Source organism: Serratia sp. HRI (genome assembly GCF_010119335.3).
Lineage (GTDB): Bacteria > Pseudomonadota > Gammaproteobacteria > Enterobacterales > Enterobacteriaceae > Serratia > Serratia nevei.
On record NZ_CP083690.1, the window covers coordinates 1,116,616 to 1,137,686 of the forward strand.

22 protein-coding genes are annotated in these 21,071 nt (G+C 63.5%); 8 read left to right on the forward strand and 14 right to left on the reverse strand.

Annotated features, from left to right (window positions below; all coding sequences use genetic code 11):
• Positions 1-929: 929 nt before the first annotated feature.
• Positions 930-1,298 carry a cell envelope integrity TolA C-terminal domain-containing protein gene (locus tag GF111_RS05435; protein WP_110611125.1) on the reverse strand — a complete coding sequence of 123 codons (369 nt, stop codon included), beginning with the start codon at positions 1,296-1,298 and terminating at the stop codon, positions 930-932.
• Between the two features lie 44 nt (positions 1,299-1,342).
• Positions 1,343-2,254: a LysR substrate-binding domain-containing protein gene (locus GF111_RS05440; RefSeq protein WP_033646934.1), complete on the reverse strand. Its 912-nt coding sequence runs from the start codon at positions 2,252-2,254 to the stop codon at positions 1,343-1,345.
• Positions 2,255-2,394: 140 nt separating this feature from the next.
• Here GF111_RS05440 and GF111_RS05445 point away from each other — a divergent pair, with 140 nt between their 5' ends.
• The 3 genes from GF111_RS05445 to GF111_RS05455 are packed head-to-tail and all read left to right on the forward strand — an operon-like array spanning position 2,395 to position 5,525.
• On the forward strand, positions 2,395-3,039 hold the full coding sequence (locus tag GF111_RS05445) for a hydrolase (RefSeq protein ID WP_004939390.1): 645 nt from the start codon (positions 2,395-2,397) through the stop codon (positions 3,037-3,039).
• Between the two features lie 47 nt (positions 3,040-3,086).
• Positions 3,087-3,632: an antibiotic biosynthesis monooxygenase gene (locus GF111_RS05450; RefSeq protein ID WP_147190497.1), complete on the forward strand. Its 546-nt coding sequence runs from the start codon at positions 3,087-3,089 to the stop codon at positions 3,630-3,632.
• 21 nt (positions 3,633-3,653) lie between these two features.
• The gene (locus GF111_RS05455; RefSeq protein WP_147190495.1) at positions 3,654-5,525 is read left to right on the forward strand and encodes an amidohydrolase; all 1,872 of its coding nucleotides are present in this window, start codon (positions 3,654-3,656) and stop codon (positions 5,523-5,525) included.
• Between the two features lie 102 nt (positions 5,526-5,627).
• On the opposite strand, the gene GF111_RS05460 is transcribed toward GF111_RS05455, so the two are convergent.
• The 3 genes from GF111_RS05460 to GF111_RS05470 all read right to left on the reverse strand — a co-directional run bounded on the left by GF111_RS05460 (position 5,628) and on the right by GF111_RS05470 (position 7,801).
• Positions 5,628-6,758, reverse strand: a complete 1,131-nt coding sequence (locus GF111_RS05460) for a Gfo/Idh/MocA family protein (RefSeq protein ID WP_047728281.1) — start codon at positions 6,756-6,758, stop codon at positions 5,628-5,630.
• 227 nt (positions 6,759-6,985) lie between these two features.
• A complete protein-coding gene (locus GF111_RS05465; RefSeq protein WP_055316041.1) occupies positions 6,986-7,609 on the reverse strand; it encodes a glutathione S-transferase family protein in 624 nt (207 codons plus the stop codon).
• Positions 7,610-7,618: 9 nt separating this feature from the next.
• A complete protein-coding gene (locus GF111_RS05470) occupies positions 7,619-7,801 on the reverse strand; it encodes a DUF1127 domain-containing protein (protein WP_038880126.1) in 183 nt (60 codons plus the stop codon).
• A 180-nt stretch (positions 7,802-7,981) separates the two neighbouring features.
• Between GF111_RS05470 and GF111_RS05475 the strand changes: the two genes are divergently transcribed.
• Positions 7,982-9,421: a PLP-dependent aminotransferase family protein gene (locus tag GF111_RS05475; protein WP_055316040.1), complete on the forward strand. Its 1,440-nt coding sequence runs from the start codon at positions 7,982-7,984 to the stop codon at positions 9,419-9,421.
• On the opposite strand, the gene GF111_RS05480 is transcribed toward GF111_RS05475, so the two are convergent.
• The gene (locus tag GF111_RS05480; protein WP_060434429.1) at positions 9,409-9,831 is read right to left on the reverse strand and encodes an NUDIX hydrolase; all 423 of its coding nucleotides are present in this window, start codon (positions 9,829-9,831) and stop codon (positions 9,409-9,411) included. The two genes, GF111_RS05475 and GF111_RS05480, sit on opposite strands and share 13 nt — an antisense overlap.
• Before the next feature lie 106 nt (positions 9,832-9,937).
• Between GF111_RS05480 and sseA the strand changes: the two genes are divergently transcribed.
• Positions 9,938-10,783 (forward strand): 3-mercaptopyruvate sulfurtransferase, encoded by an 846-nt coding sequence (gene sseA, locus GF111_RS05485; protein WP_038880118.1) that lies wholly within the window; start codon positions 9,938-9,940, stop codon positions 10,781-10,783.
• On the opposite strand, the gene GF111_RS05490 is transcribed toward sseA, so the two are convergent.
• On the reverse strand, positions 10,773-11,648 hold the full coding sequence (locus tag GF111_RS05490) for a LysR substrate-binding domain-containing protein (RefSeq protein WP_038880116.1): 876 nt from the start codon (positions 11,646-11,648) through the stop codon (positions 10,773-10,775). The two genes, sseA and GF111_RS05490, sit on opposite strands and share 11 nt — an antisense overlap.
• Positions 11,649-11,753: 105 nt before the next feature.
• Between GF111_RS05490 and GF111_RS05495 the strand changes: the two genes are divergently transcribed.
• From GF111_RS05495 to GF111_RS05505, 3 genes are all read left to right on the forward strand, one after another.
• Complete coding sequence (locus GF111_RS05495; protein WP_038880113.1) at positions 11,754-12,323, forward strand: DUF4865 family protein; 570 nt, start codon at positions 11,754-11,756, stop codon at positions 12,321-12,323.
• A 76-nt stretch (positions 12,324-12,399) separates the two neighbouring features.
• Positions 12,400-13,617 carry an FAD-dependent oxidoreductase gene (locus GF111_RS05500; RefSeq protein ID WP_047728286.1) on the forward strand — a complete coding sequence of 406 codons (1,218 nt, stop codon included), beginning with the start codon at positions 12,400-12,402 and terminating at the stop codon, positions 13,615-13,617.
• Positions 13,618-13,658: 41 nt separating this feature from the next.
• The gene (locus GF111_RS05505; protein ID WP_038880108.1) at positions 13,659-14,171 is read left to right on the forward strand and encodes a GNAT family N-acetyltransferase; all 513 of its coding nucleotides are present in this window, start codon (positions 13,659-13,661) and stop codon (positions 14,169-14,171) included.
• Positions 14,172-14,193: 22 nt separating this feature from the next.
• Here the strand turns inward: GF111_RS05505 and GF111_RS05510 are convergent, their stop codons facing one another.
• The 7 genes from GF111_RS05510 to GF111_RS05540 all read right to left on the reverse strand — a co-directional run bounded on the left by GF111_RS05510 (position 14,194) and on the right by GF111_RS05540 (position 21,066).
• A complete protein-coding gene (locus GF111_RS05510; protein WP_038880105.1) occupies positions 14,194-14,706 on the reverse strand; it encodes a DUF2165 family protein in 513 nt (170 codons plus the stop codon).
• Positions 14,707-14,824: 118 nt separating this feature from the next.
• Positions 14,825-15,523, reverse strand: a complete 699-nt coding sequence (urtE, locus tag GF111_RS05515) for an urea ABC transporter ATP-binding subunit UrtE (RefSeq protein WP_038880102.1) — start codon at positions 15,521-15,523, stop codon at positions 14,825-14,827.
• A gap of 12 nt (positions 15,524-15,535) precedes the next feature.
• Complete coding sequence (urtD, locus tag GF111_RS05520; RefSeq protein ID WP_033637599.1) at positions 15,536-16,342, reverse strand: urea ABC transporter ATP-binding protein UrtD; 807 nt, start codon at positions 16,340-16,342, stop codon at positions 15,536-15,538.
• The gene (gene urtC, locus GF111_RS05525) at positions 16,339-17,415 is read right to left on the reverse strand and encodes an urea ABC transporter permease subunit UrtC (protein ID WP_147191328.1); all 1,077 of its coding nucleotides are present in this window, start codon (positions 17,413-17,415) and stop codon (positions 16,339-16,341) included. Before urtC ends, urtD begins: the two co-directional genes overlap by 4 nt.
• Entirely contained in the window at positions 17,415-18,995 is a 1,581-nt protein-coding gene (gene urtB / locus GF111_RS05530; RefSeq protein WP_038880099.1) for an urea ABC transporter permease subunit UrtB, read from the reverse strand. Before urtB ends, urtC begins: the two co-directional genes overlap by 1 nt.
• Positions 18,996-19,051: 56 nt before the next feature.
• Positions 19,052-20,320 (reverse strand): urea ABC transporter substrate-binding protein, encoded by a 1,269-nt coding sequence (urtA, locus tag GF111_RS05535; RefSeq protein WP_147191330.1) that lies wholly within the window; start codon positions 20,318-20,320, stop codon positions 19,052-19,054.
• A gap of 26 nt (positions 20,321-20,346) precedes the next feature.
• Positions 20,347-21,066, reverse strand: coding sequence for a GntR family transcriptional regulator (locus tag GF111_RS05540; protein WP_038880441.1), 720 nt, complete (start codon positions 21,064-21,066; stop codon positions 20,347-20,349).
• Positions 21,067-21,071: the final 5 nt, after the last annotated feature.

The window sequence follows — 21,071 nt, forward strand, 5'->3', positions numbered from 1 at the left end:
CGGTGAGAGATGTTCTCCCAGTATCCGTGAGCCGTAGCGACGTTCAAAATAACGAAAATGGCAAAGCTAAGTGAAAATTCAGCGGGTTGCGTACGCGTAAAAGCGAAAAAACGGGCCGCGCAGGCGGTAATATCAGTCAGTTAAACCTGACAGGCATTTTTTATCCCATCTTTGTGTGTTTCGTGTAGCCTGAATTGCCGTAAATGTTCCGCATTTCTCTGTTACTGCAATGAACGGCAATTGGAGGGGCCGAAGGCGCGGCCCCTCCACCCGCGCCTTCGCTTAACACCGTCTGTCCGCTGTGCGGATACCCTCGCCGCGTCTGCATTGTCGGGCGGGTCGGCTGCGACAAACGTCCCTGTTAGTCTCGCCTCAACCGGCCTTCCCTGGCCGGTTGCCCCTGACAACGCCGTCTTGCTCGGCAGCCGGTGATGCGCGCCAAAGGTCAACCCCCGTGCTGGCAGCTACCGGGCAACCCGTGCTTTATGAGGTTATAGCAGAGAAGAGAAATCGGAGATGAGCACGGTATTGGATGCCCTTGAAGACGCCGAACGCAGGCATAGCGCATTAGGAGAAACCGCCATGGACGGCGGTTTCAGGTGAGACAGGCAGGGACGCCTGTCGCAACCGGCCTCAATGCGGTATGGCGGAGAGAGGACAAATCTGCCTGGAGCAGATTTGAACGCTGCTTGCAGCGGCCCCGAAGGGGCGAGGCCCAGGGATGGGCTGAGTAACGTTGGCAAAGCCAACCGTCTGATAGGGCAAAGGCGCGGGTTGCCAGGGGCCGCGCCTTCGGCCCCTGGCTCGGTCGAGGTGCAGAAGCTTCATGATGCACCTCTCATTTATCGACCGAAAACGTCACGAGTACTTCAAAAAAAACGCTAACTGACAAGCATTAATCGCGCAGGCGGCCCGTCCGTTACCGCCCTTCAAGGAACGAAATCGAGCACCACGGCGTTGAACAGCGCGTACTCGGTGGCGGTGGCCATCGGCGGAAACTGCGCGTGCTGCACCGCCGCGTTCGCCGCTGCGCACAGGGGCGCGTCGCCTCTTACGATCTTGCTGCTCGCCAGCTTGCCGTCCGGCCGCAGCCGAATGCTGATGGTGCAGCGTTGGCCGCGCGCGCGCTCAGGCAAACGCAGCTCGCGGCTCACCGCGTTATGCACCCGCACCGGATAGCTGAGCGGCGCCGTGGCCTGCGCCTCGGCCTGCGGCTCCGGCAACGGGATGCCGGCCTGACGCCCGGCGCCGCAGCCGCTCAGCAGCAACAGCGCCAACAGGCTTAGTGTCTTTTTCATTCCCTATGTCCTTATTGGGGGGATTTATCCTTATCGCGCGGCCCTCACTGCGCCGCCGGGTAAGCCTCGCCGTCATCCGCGTAACGCTGCAGCCGCTCGCGCCACCACTTGGCCGCCAGACCGCTGGCGCTTTCCCGCCAGCCGAAATAGGCAACGTCGCTGCAACGCTCAGATTCAACGCGTTTCGCCACCAGTTCGCCGCTGTTAAGGTAAGGTTCCGCCAGAGAACGCGGCAGATAGCCGCAGCCCAACCCGGCCAACTGCGCCTGCAGCTTGGCGTCGAAGCCGAAGACCGTCAGCGTATCCTGCTCTTCGAGCAGGTTCAGGCTCTGCGGCGCGTTGACCCGCGAGGTATCGCGCACCACCACCGCCCGGTGCTGACGGATTTCGTCCTTCGGCAACGGTTCCGGCAGCGCCGCCAACGGATGCTGCGGCGCGACGGCGAACACGTAATCCAGCTGCCCCAGCCGGCTGAACGCATAGCCCACCCGCGACGGCGGCTCGCAGATGGCGCCGATAATAATGTCGGCGCAGCCATAAACCAGCGATTCCCAGGAGCCGGCCAGCACCTCGTGGCTGAAACGCAGCCGGGTATGATGATGTTGCCGATAGAACTCGTCGATCAGTGGCAACAGGCGGGCGAACGGGAATGAGGCGTCGATCCCGAGCGTGATCTCGCTTTCCCAGCCGTTCTCCACGTAGCGCGCCTGCTGCTCCAGATCCTGCGCCGCCCGCAGCAGCACCCGGCCTTTTTCCAGCATCAGCTTGCCGGTATCGGTGAACTTCGCCCGGTGGCCGGAGCGGTCCAGCAGGGTGATGTCGAGATCGTTCTCCAGCTTTTGCACCATATAGCTGAGTGCCGAAGGGGTTTTAAACAGTGCGGCGGCTGCGGCGGCGAAAGATCCGTGCCGGTCCAGCGCGTCCAAAATCAGCAGCGCTTCCAGGTTTAATCTCATGCTTTCTCCCGTGTATAAAAAAACTCAACAAGTCGGCAAAAATTCTGCGGTATCTTTGAAATCGCCCTCTGCCTACCATGCGTTTTATCGGCGTTACACTCATCAGATGTTCAACCGAAATATCACTGGGAAGGTAAATTATGTCCAAGTTTCAACTGCTTGATAAAGACAACTCCGCACTGATTTTTATCGACCATCAACCGCAAATGGCCTTCGGCGTGGCTAATATTGATCGTCAGCAACTGAAAAACAACGTTGTTGGTTTGGCGAAGGCGGGCAAGATTTTCAACGTGCCAACCCTTTTCACCTCGGTAGAAACCGAAAGCTTCAGCGGCTATATCTGGCCGGAACTGCTGGCGGTACACCCTGAAATCACCCCGATTGAACGCACCTCGATGAACTCCTGGGAAGACGCGGCCTTCGTTAAAGCCGTGGAAGCCACCGGCCGCAAAAAGCTGGTGATCTCCGCGCTGTGGACCGAAGTGTGTCTAACCTTCCCGGCGCTGATGGCGCTGGAAGCCGGCTATGAAGTGTATGTGGTGACCGACACCTCCGGCGGCACCTCCGTCGATGCGCACGAGCGTTCAATCGACCGCATGGTGCAGGCCGGCGCCGTGCCGGTGACCTGGCAGCAGGTGCTGCTGGAGTACCAGCGCGACTGGGCGCGCAAAGATACCTACGACGCGGTGATGGCGCTGGTGCGCGAACACAGCGGCGCGTACGGCATGGGCGTCGACTACGCTTACACCATGGTGCACCACGCACCGGCTCGCACGGTGAAATAATCCCCTTGCCCCGGCCCTGCGCCGGGGTATTTTCAGGAGTCGGTTTTATGGCCCATCCGCAGCATGTCACGCTGGTGATCACCCACCGTTTGGCGCCGGGGAACGAGCAGGCCTATGAGGCCTGGCTGAACCGCATCATGCCCGACGCCGCGGGCTTCACCGGCCATTTGGGCGTCAACGTCATCCGCCCTGCCGGCGACGAACAGGCCTATACGGTGTTGGTCCGCTTCGACAACCTCGACAACCTGTACCGCTGGATCCACTCGCCGCTGCGCAAGCAATACATCGAAGAAGTCACCCCGCTGCTGCTGGAGAGCGACCATATCGAGATCCGCCCCGGCGCGGAGTTCTGGTTTACCCCGCCCAACCCCGGCGTGCGCCAGCCGCCCCAGTGGAAGCAGTTCATCATCACCCTGCTGGTGATCTTCCCTTCCACCAATCTGGTGCCCTGGTTTTGGGGGTTGGTGCTGCCGCAGCTGGACGGCACGCTGCTCGGCCATTTTCTCAATGACGCCACCGTGGTCGCCCTGGTGGTGTACCTGTGGATGCCTATCGTGACTCGCGTTTTTCATCAATGGCTGATCCGCCGCTAGGCGGTTCGCCGGGAGAATGTTATGAACCACCACGCTTCATTGATCATCACCAACGGCAAGTTTCACACCGTCGATCGCCAAAATCCCACCGCACAGGCGGTCGCCATCCGCGACGGCAAGTTTCTGGCGGTCGGCAGCGAAAGCGAAGTCATGCAGCACGCTGGGCCGGAAACCCAGGTGATCGATCTGCACGGTCACACCGCCATTCCGGGCCTGAACGACTCGCACCTGCACCTGATCCGCGGCGGCCTGAACTATAACCTGGAGCTGCGCTGGGAAGGCGTGCCTTCGCTGGCCGACGCCCTGCGCATGTTGAAAGAACAGGCGCTGCGCACGCCGAACCCGCAGTGGGTGCGGGTGGTCGGCGGCTGGACCGAATTCCAGTTCGCCGAGCGCCGCATGCCGACGCTGGACGAAATCAACCAGGCGGCGCCGGACACGCCGGTGTTCATTCTGCACCTCTACGATCGCGCGCTGCTCAACCGCGCGGCGCTGAAGGTGGTCGGCTACACCAAAGACACGCCGAACCCGCCGGGTGGCGAGATCCAGCGCGACGCCAACGGCAACCCGACCGGCATGCTGATCGCCAAGCCCAACGCCATGATCCTGTACGCCACGCTGGCGAAAGGGCCGAAGCTGCCGCTGGAACAGCAGATTAATTCCACCCGCCAGTTTATGCGCGAGCTGAACCGTCTGGGCCTCACCAGCGCCATCGACGCCGGCGGTGGCTTCCAGAACTATCCGGAGGATTATCAGGTGATCGCCGAGCTGCACGAGAAAAAGCAGCTGACCATCCGCATCGCCTATAACCTGTTCACCCAGCGGCCGAAGCAGGAGCTGGAAGACTTCGAGCTGTGGACCGACATGCTCAAGCCGGGTCAGGGCACCGACTTCTATCGCCACAACGGCGCCGGCGAGATGCTGGTGTTTTCCGCCGCCGACTTCGAAGACTTCCTGCAGCCGCGCCCGGATCTGCCGCCGGGTACCGAAGACGAGCTGGAGCGGGTGGTGCGCCATTTGGTCGAGCACCGCTGGCCGTTCCGCCTGCACGCTACCTATGACGAATCCATCAGCCGCATGCTGGACGTGTTCGAGAAGGTGAACCGCGACATTCCGTTCAACGGGCTGCACTGGCTGTTCGACCACGCCGAAACCATTACCGAGCGCAATATCGAGCGGGTCAAGGCATTGGGCGGCGGCATTGCGGTGCAGCACCGCATGGCGTTCCAGGGCGAATATTTCGCCGACCGCTACGGCATCGAAGCCACCAAACATACGCCGCCGGTAGCGAAAATGCTGGCGGCTGAGCTGCCGGTCGGACTGGGCACCGACGCCACCCGCGTCGCCAGCTACAACCCGTGGACGGCGCTGTACTGGCTGGTTTCCGGCCGCACCGTCGGCGGCATGGCGATGTACGACGACAGCGCCCGGCTGGATCGCGAAACGGCGCTGATGCTGTGGACGCAAGGCAGCGCCTGGTTCTCCACCGAACAAGGCAAGAAAGGCCAGATCAAGGTCGGCCAGCTGGCGGATGTGGCGGTGCTGTCGCAGGACTATTTCAGCGTGCCGGAAGAGCAGATCAAAGGCATCGAGTCGGTAATGACGGTGGTGGACGGCAAGGTGGTCTACGCCGCCGGCAGCTTCTCGCCGCTGGCGCCGCCGCCGCTGCCGGTGCTGCCGGAGTGGTCGCCGGTCACCCAGGTGCCGGGCCACTACCGCTCCGCGCCGCCGTCGGCGGCGGCCAAAGTCGGCGTGCTGAGCCAGGCGCACCAATGCTGTGGCCCGTGTGGCGTACACGCGCATCAGCATGACATTGCGCGCCGCTCCAGCATCCCGGTGTCGGACGAGAATGCCTTCTGGGGCGCGTTCGGCTGTTCGTGCTTCTCGTTCTAAGTTGCCAGGTCAGCAACTTATTATGCAACTAGCTTAATAAGATATTAAGTTAGTAACATAGCAACCTAATGGCGCTGTCCACGAGAGAGCGCCATTTCATTTTCAATCGCGGTTGATCTCCAGCCAGCGCCGCTGCTCGGCGGAGGCGGCTATCGCATCCAGCACGCACGACACCTTCCAGCCTTCTTCAAAGTCCGGCCACATGCGATCGCCCGCGGCGATGCCGTTGACCAGATCGCGGATCTCCACCGTCTTCTGATCGTTAAAGCCGATGCCGTGCCCGGCGCTGATGCAGAACGCCGCGTAGTCCGGGTGTTTCGGCCCTACCAACAGCGTTTTGAACCCCTGCCGCTCCGCCGGCTCATCGTGCCGATACAGCTTCAGCTCCGCCATCCGTTCCTGGGTATAGCTCAGCGTGCCTTTAGTGCCGGTGACCACATAGGTCAGCCCCATCTTACGCCCGCAGGCGATGCGCGAGGTTTCGAGAGTGCCCATCGCCCCGCCGGCGAAACGCAGCAGCGCGCTGGCCTGATCTTCGTTTTCCACCGGCAGCAGGCGCGCCGGGTCTTGCGGATCCGGGCGCTGTTTGATCACGGTCTGCATATCGCCGGAGACCGCCACGATATCGCCCACCAGGTAGTGGGCCATATTGACGATATGCGCCGCCAGATCTCCCAGCGCACCCAGCCCGGCGCTGGCGCGGCGGCAGTGCCAGTCAATCGGCGTGCGCGGGTCGGCCAGATAATCCTCATTGTGGGTGCCGTAAAAATGCACCACCTCACCGATTTCGCCATTGGCGATGATCTCGCGCGCCAGCTGGCTGGTCGGGTTCTTCATGTAGTTGAAACCGACCAGCGTTTTCACGCCCTTGGCGCGGGCGGCCTGCACCATCTCCGCCGCGTCGGCGGCGCCCAGCGCCAGCGGCTTTTCCGAATACACGTGCTTGCCGTGGCGAATCGCCTCCAACGCCATCTCTTTGTGCAAGAAGTTGGGCGCGCAGATGTCCACCACGTCGATCGCCGGATCGGCCACCAGCTGCCGCCAATCGCCGGTCGAACGCGCGAAACCGAACTCGGTGGCGCGCTGCGCCGCCAGCTCGGGCGTCACTTCCGCCAACATCTCCAGCACCAGCTCCCCTTTCAGAGGAAAGACCGTGGGGGCCTGCGCATAGGCAATAGCGTGACAACGCCCGATATAACCGGTGCCGATTAACCCAACGCGTACCTGTTTCATCATTTTCTCCCGTGATCGAAATCCTGCGTAGAACCAGGCGCCGCTCAATGAAACGCGCCGTCTGATAACGGGTTTATATGGAATGTAAATTTCAATAACAAGCGCACGGGAAAATAAAATTCATATTCGTGATGCCGTTCCTGAAACGTTGACGGGAGGATGCAACGCAGAAAGCCCAGACACGGCTTGCCGTATCCGGTGAGATAAAATGAACCGTTTATTTCATATCACGGTAAACCGTTAGCGCCGTGCTGCACGTAGCCGGGGCGTTGCAGCAGGCGCTGCTGATAGGCCGCCAGCGCCGCATAATTCGGCCGCTCGAACGGCGTCATCAACCAGCGATTCAACGACAGCCCCAGCACCACGTCCGCCAACGTGAAGGCGTCGCCGGCGGCATAAGGGCCGTGCTGCGCCAAATGCTTGTCCAGCAACCCCATCAGCCGGTTCCACTCACGCTCGGCGGCGGCCAGGCTGGCGGCATCCTGATAATCCGCATGCCCACGCACCCGCGACATGAACACATAGCGCCAGGCGCCGTTCAGATCGGTGGCCTGCCAGTCCATCCACATCTCCACCGCCGCACGCGCACCGGGTTCCTGCGGCAGCAGATCGCGGCACCCTTCCCGCCCCGCCAGATAGCGGCAGATGGTGTTCGACTCCCACAGCGCCCGCTCGCCGTCGATCAGCACCGGCACCAGGCCGTTCGGGTTCAGCGCCAGAAACGCCGGCTCCTGCGTGGAGCGAAAGCCGCTGCCCCAGTCCTCCCGCACCAGCGGCAGCCCCAGCTCCTGGCAGGTCCACAGCACCTTGCGCACGTTGATCGATGAAGCCTTGCCCAATAGTTTCAGCATTCGCTTTCCTTATTCTCTCCAGAACGGTTTATAGCCTTCACGCCGGGCTTCCACCTGCGTCAGGCCGATGTCCGCCAGCTGCCTGTCGTTCAACAATAACAGCTCCTTTCTCGTTCTGTGCCGCAGCAGATAGAGACGCCAGCGTGACCAACCTACCGAGCGCCGCAGCGGCATACCAGCAAAAAGAGCCATGTTGTTATTCTCCCTGATGTTTTCGCGTTGCAGTCATCATGCTCGCCGGGAGAAAAACAATACAGATTCACGCTGGCGCTATTTTTTTCATACAGATGCGCCAATAAAATCGCTGAATGGTTTACTTTGAAAGAATCTGTACCGGTTTTTTAATCATTCATCCCGATAAGAGGCCTCTGTATGACACGCTACGCCACCCTGGCCGCCATTCTCAGCCAACGTATTCAGCAAGGGCTGTATCCGGCCGGCCACCGCCTGCCTTCGGTGCGCACGCTGAGCCAGGAGCACGGCGTCAGCATCAGTACGGTACAGCAAGCCTACCGGCTGCTGGAGGAACAGCGCCTGGTGGAAGCGCGGCCGAAGTCGGGCTACTTCGTGCATACGCAGCGCGCGCAGGCCGAGCTGCCTGCCATGACGGCGCCGGTGCAGCGGCCGGTAGACATTTCGCAATGGGAGCAGGTGCTGGAGCTGGTGCGCAGCCGGCCGCACGAGGGCCTGATCCAGCTGGGGCGCGGCATGCCGGATATCGCCGAGCCGACGATGAAACCGCTGATCGTCGCCCTGCGCAACGCCGCCCGCCACGGCGACCTGCGCAGCCTGTATTACGACAGCATTCAGGGCGTGGCCGCGCTGCGCGAACAGGTTGCCCGCCTGCTGCTGGATTCCGGCTGCCAAATCGGCCCCGACCAGTTGCTGATCACCACCGGCTGCCAGGAAGCGATTTCCGCCGGGCTGCGCGCCGTTTGCCAACCCGGCGACATCGTGGCGGTCGACTCGCCCTGCTTCCACGGCACCATGCAGACGCTGAAGGGCCTGGGTATCAAGGCGCTGGAAATCCCCACCGACCCGCTCACCGGCGTCAGCCTGGCGGCGCTGGAGATGGCGCTGGAACAGTGGCCGGTCAAGGCCATCCTGCTGACGCCCAACTGCAACAATCCGCTGGGCTACATCATGCCCGACGCCCACAAACAGCGGTTGCTGACGCTGGCGCAGCGCCACGACGCGGCGATCATCGAGGACGACGTCTACGGCGACATCGCCTATCACTACCCGCGGCCGCGCACCATCAAGTCGTTCGACGAAGACGGCCGCGTGCTGCTGTGCAGCTCGTTTTCCAAAACGCTGGCGCCGGGGCTGCGGGTGGGCTGGATCGCGCCCGGCCGCTACCTGGAGCGGGTGCTGCACATGAAGTTTATCGGCTCCGGCGCCACCGCCACCCAGCCGCAGCTGGCGATCGCCGAATTTATCCGCAGCGGGCACTATCTGCAGCACCTGCGGCGCATGCGCGCCCGCTACCAGCAGAACCGCGACCGCATGACCGACCTTATCCTGAAGTACTTCCCGGCCGGCACCCGCGTCAGCCGGCCGCGCGGCGGCTTTATGCTGTGGATCGAACTGGACGAGGCGTTCGACACCCTGCGGCTGAACCGCCATCTTGAGCCGCAGGGCGTGCAGATCGCCGTCGGCAGCATCTTTTCCGCCGCCGGCAAATACCGCAACTGCCTGCGCATCAACTATGCGCCTAAGCTGACGGCGGAGATCGAACAGGCGGTGCAGCGGGTCGGCGCCACCATCCAGCGGCTGATGCCGAGCAGCGTGCTGCAACCTCAGACGGACTGAAGCAAAAACTCCGCCACCCGGCGGCGCAGATGTTCGATGCCCTGCGGATGGTGAATAAACTGCGCCACCGGCATCATCTGCCAGCGCTGGCCTTCATCGCCGAAGCGAATGGCGGCGATCTGCGCCGGGGCGATCTCGCCGGCCATAAACCAGGTCGGCGGGGAGCCCGGCAGGATGCCGTCGTAGCGCCGCCGCCAGGCCACCTGGCATTCGGCGATCGCCACGCCGAATTCTTCCTGCGTCTCCCGCTGCACGCACTGCAGCGGCGTTTCGCCGTTTTCCCGCCCGCCGCCGGGCAGATCCCACAGGCCGGGCCACGGAATGCCCGGTTTGTCGTCCCGTTGGTAAACCAGCAAGCGATCGTCGCACAGCAGCGCGATTTTGGCCCCGCCAAACGCCTGATCCGTCATGGTTTCTCCGCTCCCCGCCCATCCTCTTTGACTGAACATCATACTTCATCCCCGCACGGCCTGGTGTATAGTGAAAATCCGTTTTCACAACAGGCGAACAATGACGATGAACTCTCCGTTTCTGGTGACTCCCCAATGGCTTGCGCAGCATATCAACGATGAAAATCTGGTGGTGATCGACGTCCGGATGTCGCCGGTCGGGCTGACGCCGAAGAAAGACATGCTTGCCGAGTTCGAACGCGGCCATATCCCTGGCGCGGTCTATTTCGATATCGACGAGGTGGCGGACAAAAACACCGCGCTGCCGCACATGCTGCCGACGGCGGCGGAGTTTGGCGTGGCGGTGGGCAAGTTGGGTATCAGCGAGCGCGACACCCTGGTGATTTACGATGAGGGCAACCAGTTCTCCGCGCCGCGCGGCTGGTGGACCTTCCGCAATTTCGGCGCCCGGCACGTTTACGTGTTGGACGAAGGGCTGAACGGCTGGGCAGCGCTGGGCCAGGCGCTGGAGACCGGCCCGGCGCAGCCTGAGCCGCAGACGTTCAACGCTCGGTTCAACGCCGACGCGGTGGTGAATATGCGGCAAGTGGAACAGGCGTTGGGCACGCCGGTGCAAATTCTCGACGCGCGCGCCGCGCCGCGCTTTTATGCCGAAGCGCCGGAGCCGCGCCCCGGCCTGCACCGCGGTCATATTCCCGGCAGCATCAACATTCCGTACGGCGAGCTGCTGGAGAACGGCCGCTTCAAATCGCTGGAAGCGCTGCGCCAAACCTTCAGCGACAAGGGCGTGGACATCAACGGGCCGATCATCACCAGCTGCGGCTCCGGCGTGACGGCGGCGGTACTGGCGTTCGGCCTGCTGTCGCTCGGCGCGCCGCAGGTCAAGCTGTATGACGGCGCCTGGAGCGAATGGGGCCAGCTGAGCGGCAAGCAGCCTATCGCTAAAGATTAGTGCCGATCCGCTCGACCACGATCTGCGCCAGCCGCTGCACGGCGGCGGAAGGCTGATCCTCGGCGCGGTGCAGCACCACGCCGAGCTGGCCGAGAGCGGGCAGCAGTTCGGGCGCCAGCGGCGCCAGGCCGGGCGGCAAACCCGCCGCCGTGCGCACCGTAACGCCCAACCCGGCGTTCACCGCCGCCCAAACGCCGTTCAGGCTGCGGCTGGTAAAGGCAATGCGCCAGGGAATACCGGCGCGATCCAGCGCCTGCGTCGCCGCGCTGCGCATCAGGCAAGGCGCGTCGAACATCACCAGCGAAAGCGGCTCATCCCCTTCTCGCCAGGGCGCCAGCGCGAAGCCGGGCGAGGCGATCCAGTGCAGCTGCCGCTGCCCCAGCGCCTGATGAAACGGCGTGCTCAAACCGCCATCCCACGCCAGCGACAGATCCAGCTGGCCTTTCAGCACCCAGTCGATCAGCTCGGCATTGCGGGCGATGCGCGCCTCGATGCGCACCTTCGGATTGGCGCGCGCGAAGCTGCCCAATACCTGCGGCAAAAACGTCTCGCCGAAATCCTCCTGCAGCCCCAGCCGCACCGTGCCCTGCAGATCCAACCCGCGCACCGCGGCGGCGGCTTCGTCATTGAGCTCCAGCAGACGGCGCGCGTAGCCGAGCAAGGTTTCCCCCGCCTCGGTCATCACCATGCCGCGCCCGGCCTTGCGCAGGATCGGCGCGCCAACCTGCTGTTCCAGCTTTTTCAGGTGGGCGCTGACCGCTGAAGTCGAGCGCCCTAACCGTTCAGCGGCCTTGGCAAAGCTGCCCAGTTCGACGCCGGTAACAAAGCTGCGCAAATCCTCGAGATCGAACGTTATTCGCCCCATGCTGACCATCCTGATTTTCTGAACCATCAATCAAAATAATACCGATTTTACTGATAAAGATGGCGTGTCACGCTCTCCCGGTCAATGTCTTTGCGGAGAATCCTTGTGCTCGCGATGCAATACCGTTTCACCCTGCCCGCCGATTACGACATGGCCATCGTCCGCCGCCGCATCGCCAATTTCGGCCACCGGCTCGACGCCTGCCCGCAGCTGATCGTCAAAGCCTATCTGTACGCGCAGCGCAGCGAAGGCAGCGCCGAGAACCTCTACGCTCCCTTCTACCTGTGGAACAGCAGCGCCGGCATGAGCGACTTCCTGACCGACGAGGGTTTCAGGGGGCTCAGCCAGGCGTTCGGCTGGCCGCGTGTCAATCATTGGCTGCCGTGGCTGGCGCATTTCGATCGCCCTCATCTGGCCGGGGCCGCCTGGGCGACCTGTCAGGAGCAGATTATCGCCCCCTACAGCGATCTGCCTGCGCTGCGTCGGCAACAGCAGGCGGCCCCCGGCGCGCTGGCCTCCATCGTGGCGTTCGATCCCGCCGACTGGCGATTAGTGCGGCTGGATTTATGGCGTGAACCGCCGCAGTCCCCCGTGCAAAACGGCCAGCTGTTCCGCGTCGGCCATCTGTCCGCCCCCTTTGACCACACTGCGCCGCGGGTTGACAGCCAAACCTGATATTGATAATCATTATCAACACTAAACATTCATTTGCGGTTCGCGGGATGCGGGCCGCTCTCTGGGGTCAAGCGCCATGCCGTCATCACCGATCACACCTTACGCCACCACCTGCTGCATCGTGGGAGGCGGCCCCGCCGGGCTAATGCTCGGCTATCTGCTGGCGCGGGCGGGGATCGACGTGACGGTGCTGGAGAAGCACGCCGACTTCCTGCGCGATTTTCGCGGTGACACCATTCATCCGTCGACGCTGGAAGTCATGCACCAGCTGGGCCTGCTCGACGAACTGCTGACGCTGCCACACCAGCGCGCCGAATCCCTGCACGCCGAAGTCGCCGGGCGCGACATTAAGCTGGCGGATTTCACCCGCCTGCCGACGCGCTGCAAATTTATCGCCTTTATGCCGCAGTGGGAGTTCCTCAACTTTTTGGCGCAGCAGGCCGCCGCGTTCCCCCATTTCAGGCTGCTTACCTCAACGCAGGTTCATCAGCTACTCAACGACCGCGGCCAGGTATGCGGCGTGCTGGCCGACACGCCGGAAGGCCCGATCCGCGTGCGCAGCCAGCTGGTGATCGGCACCGACGGCCGCAACTCGGTGGTGCGCGAGCAGGCGGCGCTCAGCAGCCGCTCCTTCGGTGCCCCGCGCGACGTATTGTGGATGAAGCTCAGCAAGCAGCCGGGCGATCCGGCCTGGTCGATGGGCCATACCGGGCCGAAGCAGAACTTCATCATGATCGACCGCGGCGACTACTGGCAGTGCGGCTACTCGATCGATAAAGGCAGCTTCGACGCGATCCGCCGCAGCGGCCTGGAGAAATTTTTGCTGCACCTCGCCGAGGTGGCGCCATTCCAGGACGATCGCCTGCAGGAGATCGTCGAGTGGGATCAGGTGAAGCTGCTGAGCATCCGCATCGATCGTCTGGATCGCTGGGCCAAACCGGGGGTGCTGTGCATCGGCGACGCCGCGCACGCCATGTCACCGATCGGCGGCGTGGGCGTCAACCTGGCGATTCAGGACGCGGTGGCCGCCGCCAACGCCCTGATCCCGCCGCTGCGCCAGCATCGGCTGCAGCTGAAGCATCTGCTGAGCGTGCAGCGCCGGCGCGAATTCCCCACCCGGGCCATCCAGTTTTTGCAGATCAAAATGAGCCAGCGCAAGCCGGGCGAACGCCGCGCGGCGGGCGGTTCGCGCCTGATCGCCCGCGTCGGCAACAGCCGCTGGCTGCCGCGCCTGTTCGGCCGCATCATCGGCCTGGGTTTTCGTCGTGAAACGCCGCGACATCTTGAAAATTAACTCGCTATACTCATCGGTTCCCGCTTCGATGAGGTTCATTCATGTTCACCGTCCGTCAGGCATTGCTGGAAGATTTAACGCAGGTGCGCGATATCGGCATCCGCACCTATCGCGCGCACTTCGGTGAGCTGTGGCGCTACCCGCACGAGCTCGAGGCCTTTCTCGCCGAGGATTTTTCCGTCTCCGCGCTGGAACGGACGCTGCGCGATCCCGACGTGTGCTGGCTGTTGGCCTATGAGGATGACGCCCTGGTCGGCTATGCGCGGCTCAACGTCGACAGCCTGTTGGCGCCAACGCAAACCCGCGGCGCAGAGCTGCAGAAAATCTATTTCCTGCCGGGCCATGCCGGCAACGGCTATGGCCAGCGCCTGTTCGAACAGGTGCAACAGCGGGCCATCGAGCGCCGGCAGAAGACGCTGTGGCTGGAAGTGCTGCAACGTAACACCGGCGCCCAACGCTTTTATCAGCGCCAGGGATTGAGCATTTGTGGCGAGACCTGCTACACCAGCGCCCAGGGCTCGATAGGCATCTGGTATATGAGCAAGGCGCTGTAACCGCGCCCCGCTCCGCCGTCGTTTAGCGCGGCTCCCGCTGCAGCATCAGGAACAGTAAGGCAAACGCATTGGGCGCCAGGTAGATCAGCGCCCCCAGCTGCACCGCCAGCGGATCCTTCTTGGCCTGCCAGGCCATGAACCAGTCGCCGGCGAGCACCATAAAGCCGACGCCCCACACCGCAATTGCGCAAATCGCCCCCAGCATGGCCCAGGCTTTGCCCTTGGCGAAAGCGGCGTAAGGGCCTCTCAATCGCCCGATCATCAGCACCACGCCTGCGGCCGCGAATAGGCCCGCCAGCGTTTCCAGCGTGGTGATGACAGCCAACCCCAACATGCAGGCCCAGTCGGCGCTGATCGCGCGCCACATCAACCCCGGCGTCTGATAGGTATCTTGCATGGCGAGCAGCGGGCCCACCGCATTGCGCGCGGTGCCGGTGAAATCCGCCGTATTGTTCAACAGGCTGAACAGCCCCCACAGGGCCGGAAACAGGGACAGGACGATGCAACCGAGGCGTGACACAGTGATTTCGTTCATGATGATGTTAGCTATCCATGGCAAGGGATTAATAAAAAACGCCTTTTAGATTAGTCCATAACATCCGTAAGGAGAAACAGCTGCACGACTTTCAGACATGCGGCTCCCTTTGCCTCGTTCAAATCGCCACCAGCCCGCGTACACCGTCCTGTTCCATATTGCTGCCGGCGCCGCGCTGCACGATGCTGCCGCGCGACATCACCAGATAGCTGTCCGCCAGATCGGCGGCAAAGTCATAGAACTGTTCCACCAGCAGGATCGCCATATCGCCCTTCGCCGCCAGCTGCTTGATCACCGCGCCGATCTCCTTGATCACCGAAGGCTGGATCCCTTCCGTCGGCTCGTCGAGGATCAGCAGCTGCGGCCGGCAGGCCAGCGCCCGGCCGATCGCCAGCTGCTGCTGCTGCCCGCCGGAGAGATCGCCGCCGCGCCGATCCTTCATTTGCCGCAGCACCGGAAACAAGTCATAGATCGGATCCGGCGCCGTGCGCGCAGCGGCGCCGGAAAAGCGCGCCAGCCCCATCAGCAGATTTTCCTCCACCGTCAGGCGCGGGAAAATCTCCCGCCCCTGCGGCACATAGGCGATGCCCGCCTGCACCCGCTGATGCGGTTTTTTACCGGTGATGGTTTCGCCCTGCCAGCGGACGCTGCCGCTGCGCGCCGGGACCAGCCCCATCAGGCATTTCAGCAGCGTGGTCTTGCCCACACCGTTGCGCCCCAGCAGGCAGGTCACCTCGCCGATGCGCGCCTCAAACGACAGGCCGCGCAGAATGTGGCTGCCGCCGTAATATTGATTCAATTCCTCTACCTGCAGCATCGTTACGCCTCCTCAGCGCCCCAGATATACCTCAATCACCCGTTCATCGGCCTGCACCTGCGCCAGCGATCCTTCCGCCAGCACCTGCCCCTGGTGCAGCACCGTCACGCGATCGGCAATGGTTTCCACAAACCCCATATCGTGTTCCACCACCATCAGCGAATGCTTGCCCGCCAGCTCGCGGAACAGTTCGGCGGTGTAGTCGGTTTCGGCGTCGGTCATGCCGGCCGCAGGTTCGTCGAGCAGCAGCAGGTGCGGTTCCTGCACCAGCAGCATGCCGATCTCGAGAAACTGTTTCTGCCCGTGGGACAACAGCCCGGCGGGCCGGTGGCGTTCATGCCCCAGCCGCAGGATCTTCAGCATCTCGTCGATGCGGTCGCGCTGTTCGCTGCTCAGGCGAGCGCGCAGGCAGGCCCACACCGATTTGCGGGTTTTCTGCGCGATCTCCAGATTTTCGAACACCGTCAGCGCCTCGAACACCGTCGGTTTTTGAAACTTGCGGCCGATGCCGGCGTGGGCGATCTGCATCGGCGCCAGCCGGGTCAGATCGACGGTCTGATCGTAAAACACCCTGCCGCTGTCCGGCCGGGTCTTGCCGGTGATCACATCCATCAACGTGGTCTTGCCGGCGCCGTTGGGGCCGATCACGCAGCGCAGTTCGCCGACGCCAATGCGCAGCGACAGATCGGTCAGCGCGCGAAAACCGTCGAAGCTGACGTTGACGTTGTCGAGCTGCAGCACCGGATCGGTTTGCTGCCGGTATTTATCCGCCGGCAACGGGTGGGTAAACAGCTCGTCGGTCACTTGCATCGCTTTCATGAGGTTTTCCTCCGGCGCAGTAGGCCGATCACCCCTTTGGGCAGAAACAGCGTGACGACGATAAACATCAGGCCGAGGAAGAACTGCCAGTATTCGGGAATGGCCATGGTGAACCAGCTCTTGGCGCCGTTGACGATGCCGGCGCCGAGCAGCGGCCCCACCAGCGTGCCGCGCCCGCCGAGCGCCACCCAGATGGCGGCCTCGATCGAGTTGGTCGGCGACATTTCGCCGGGGTTAATGATGCCGACCTGCGGCACATAGAGCGCGCCGGCCAGCCCGCACAGCACCGCCGACAGCGTCCAGACGAACAGCTTGAAACCCTTCGGATCGTAGCCGCAGAAGGTCAGCCGGTTTTCCGCATCGCGCACCGCGGTCAGCACCCGGCCGAATTTGCTGCGCGCCAGCGCAAAGCCGATGGCCAGGCTGGCGGCCAGCAGCAGCAGCGTCGCCAGGAACAGCGCTACCCGCGTGCCGGCGGCGGTGATGGGAAAGCCGAGCAGCGTGGTGAAACCGGTAAAGCCGTTATTGCCGCCGAAGCCGGTTTCGTTGCGAAAGAACAGCAGCATGCCGGCATAGGTCAGCGCCTGGGTCATGATCGAGAAATACACCCCTTTGATTTTCGAGCGAAAGGCGAAGTAGCCGAACAGGAAGGCCAGCAGGCCCGGCACCAGCACGATCAGGCACAGCGCCCAGGCGAAATGCTGGGTGCCGCTCCAGAACCACGGCAGCTCATTCCAGGAGAGGAACGCCATAAACGCCGGCAGCCCGTCGCCCGCCGCCTGTCGCATCAGGTACATGCCCATGGCGTAGCCGCCGAGCGCGAAGAACAGCCCGTGGCCGAGCGACAGCAGCCCGGCATAGCCCCACACCAGATCGAGCGCCACCGCCACCACCGCGTAGCACAGGATCTTGCCCGCCAGCGTCAGGGTATAGGTGGACACCGCCAGCGGATGATCCGCCGGCAACAGCGTCATGAACGGCATCACCAGCAGTGCCAGCAACGCCAGCCCGCCGATGCTCAACGCCAGCCGGGGCGCTTTCTGCACGCCGGTTACGGTCAATGGTTGGCTCATCAGTCAATCACCCTGCCCTTGAGGGCGAACAGCCCCTGCGGGCGCTTTTGAATAAACAGAACGATCAGCACCAGGATCAGGATCTTGCCCAACACGGCGCCGATCTGCGGCTCGAGGATCTTGTTGACGATGCCGAGGCCGAAAGCCGCCGCCACCGTCCCCGCCAGCTGACCGACGCCGCCGAGCACCACCACCAGGAACGAATCGATGATGTAACCTTGCCCCAGCTCCGGCCCGACGTTCCCCAACTGCGACAGCGCCACCCCACCGAGCCCGGCGATGCCGGATCCCAGCCCGAAGGCCAGCATGTCCACCCGCCCGGTGGGCACGCCGCAGCAGGCCGCCATCGCGCGGTTTTGCGTCACCGCGCGCACGTTCATGCCGAGCCGGGTCTTGTTCAGCAGCAGCCAGGTCATCGCCAGCACCAAGAGCACGAACGCGATCACCGCGATGCGGTTCCACGGCAGCACCAGGTTCGGCAACAGCTGCACGCCGCCCGACAGCCACGCCGGGTTGGCGACCTCGACGTTCTGCGCCCCGAACAGCACCCGCACCAGCTGGATCAGCACCAGGCTGATGCCCCAGGTGGCCAGCAGGGTTTCCAGCGGCCGGCCGTACAGGTGGCGGATCACCGTGCGCTCAAGCAGCATGCCGATCCCGGCGGTGATGGCGAACGCCACCGGCAGCGCCGCCAGCGGGTAGAGCGCCAGCCACTGCGGCGCAAACTGCTGAAACAGCCCCTGCACCAGGTAGGCGGAATAGGCGCCGAGCATCAGCATTTCGCCGTGCGCCATATTGATGACGCCGAGCAGGCCGTAGGTGATCGCCAGCCCGAGCGCCGCCAGCAGCAGGATCGAACCGAGCGACAGGCCGCTGAACGCCTGGCCGAGCAGATCGCCGATCATCAGGCGGTGCTGCACCTGCTGCAGGCTGCGTTGCGCCTCGGCGCGCACCGCGGCGTCCGGCTCGTGGGCGGCGTCGGTCAACGCTTGCAGTCGGGCGCGGGTTTCCGGCTCGCCCGATTCGCCCAACAGCCGCACCGCATTGAAACGCACCTGCGGATTGCCGTCGGTCAGCTGCAGGTTAGCCAGCGCCAGGCTCAGCGCCTGATGCACCTGCGGGTCTGTTTCCCGCGCCAGCTGCCGAGCCAACAGCGGCAGCTGCTCGCCGTTCGCTTCGCGCTGCAGCGCGCTCGCCGCCTGCAGCCGCACCGCCGCGTCCGCGCTGACCAGCCGCTGCGCCGACAATGCGTTGGCAATCAGAATGCGCAGCCGGTTGTTCAGCCACACCTTCTTCAGTTCGCCAACCGGGGCCGCCTCGCCCTCGAGCGGCAGATAGCGATCGCCCTGGCGGATAAAGGCGCGCTTCGCCCCGTCGATCGCCACGGTTTCCTGCTGCAGCCCCTGCAGCAGCGGCAGGCGCGCGGCGTCCGGCTCGGCCGCCCAGGCCTGCAGCAGTTTGGCCTGCTGCGCACGGTTGGCCGCCGCAAACTCATCGGCCGGCCCGGCCTGCACCAGCAGGGGCCAGGCGCACAGCAGCCACAGCCCGACGCGCAGAGAAGATAAAAACGGAGATTGCATCAGCTGCCTCTTCTGTTGGGCCGGCGGGCGTTGGGCCGCGCCGGCGCTGAGTGACGTTACTTGCCGCCCTTCACCGGGTAATCCGGCTTCTTGTCGTTGCCGGCGATATACGGGCTCCACGGCTGCGCGCGCACCGGCGCTTCGGTCTGCCACACCACGTTGAACTGGCCGTTGCCTTCGATCTCGCCAATCATCACCGGCTTGTGCAGATGGTGGTTGGTCTGGTCCATGGTCAGCGTGAAGCCCGACGGCGCGGCGAAGGTTTGCCCGGCCATCGCGGCGCGCACCTTATCGACGTCGGTGGTGCCGGCCTTTTCCACCGCCTGCGCCCACATGTGGAGGCCGACGTAGGTCGCCTCCATCGGATCGTTGGTCACCGCGGTGGCGTAATTCGGCAGGTTGTGCGCCTTGGTGTAGGCTTTCCACTGGCTGACAAACTGCTTGTTGGTCGGATTATCCAGCGATTCGAAGTAGTTCCAGGCCGCCAGGTTGCCCACCAGCGGTTGGGTGTCGATGCCGCGCAGCTCTTCCTCGCCGACCGAGAAGGCGATCACCGGCACGTCGGTGGCCTTGACGCCCTGGTTGGCGAGTTCTTTGTAAAACGGCACGTTGGAGTCGCCGTTGATGGTGGAGATCACCGCCGTGTTGCCGCCGGCGGCAAACTTCTTGATGTTGGCGACGATGGTCTGGTAATCGCTGTAGCCGAACGGCGTATAGACCTCTTCGATATCCTTGTCCTGTACGCCTTTGCTGTGCAGGAAGGCGCGCAGGATCTTGTTGGTGGTGCGCGGATAGACGTAATCGGTGCCCAGCAGGAAGAAGCGCTTGGCGCCGCCGCCGTCCTCGCTCAGCAGGTATTCCACCGCCGGGATCGCCTGCTGGTTCGGTGCCGCACCGGTATAGAACACGTTCGGCGACATCTCTTCGCCTTCGTATTGCACCGGGTAGAACAGCAGCCCGTTCAGCTCCTCAAACACCGGCAGCACCGACTTGCGCGACACCGAGGTCCAGCAGCCGAACACCGCCGCCACCTTATCCTGGCTCAGCAGCTGGCGCGCCTTCTCGGCGAACAGCGGCCAGTTGGAGGCCGGATCCACCACCACCGGCTCCAGCTTTTTGCCGAGCACCCCGCCTTTGGCGTTGATCTCGTCGATGGTCATCAGCGCCACATCCTTCAGCGGCGTCTCGGAAATCGCCATGGTGCCGGAGAGCGAACTCAGAATGCCGACCTTGATGGTGTCGGCGGCCTGCGCGCTCCAGGCCAGGCCCAGGCCGATAGCGGCGGCGGACAGCGCAAAAGCTTTGATAAAACGACGACGTTGCATAGTTCAAACTCCTGATGTGTGTGAAATCAAAATCGTTGCGCCGAGCGCGCGGGCTGCTGGGCCCGCGCCTGATGCAACATGTGCAGCGTTATTTTTCGTACCTCTGCCTTGCTGACGGCGATATGCTCGCCGAGCAGCGCTTGCGCCGCCCCGCTTTGCCGCTGCAGGATCGCCTGCAAAATGGCGGCGTGTTCGCGGTAGGTGGCGTCCACCCGCGCCTGCTGGGTGAAATCCAGCCGGCGAATGATGCGGATCTTTTCGGTCAGCTCGCGGTGAATGCGCGCCATCTCGCCGTTGCCCGCTGCGGCCACCAACGCCTGATGAAACTGCTCATCGTGCTGCGACACCGCCTGGCCGTCCGCCAGACGCGGCGCTTCTGTCCAAAAACGGTTCAGCGCCGCCAGCGCGGCCGGCGTTTCCCCGGCCGGCCATTCGCACAGCCGTTTCACCGCCTCTTGTTCCAGCACGATGCGCAGGTCGTACAGCTCTTCGAAGTAGGCGAAGTCGAACGGCCGCACCTGCCAGCCGCTGCGAAACAGCACCTCGACATAGCCTTCGCGCTCCAGCCGAAACAGCGCCTGACGCACCGGCGTGCGGCTGGCCGCCATACGCTGCGCCACGTCGCTTTCGCTGAAGCGATCGCCCGGCAGCAGGCGAAACTCGAAGATGTCGGCCTTGAGCTGCAGATAAATGCGCTCCGCCAGCCCCTCAGGCCGCGCCTTGTGCTCCCCGTTGGTGATTTGCATCATCG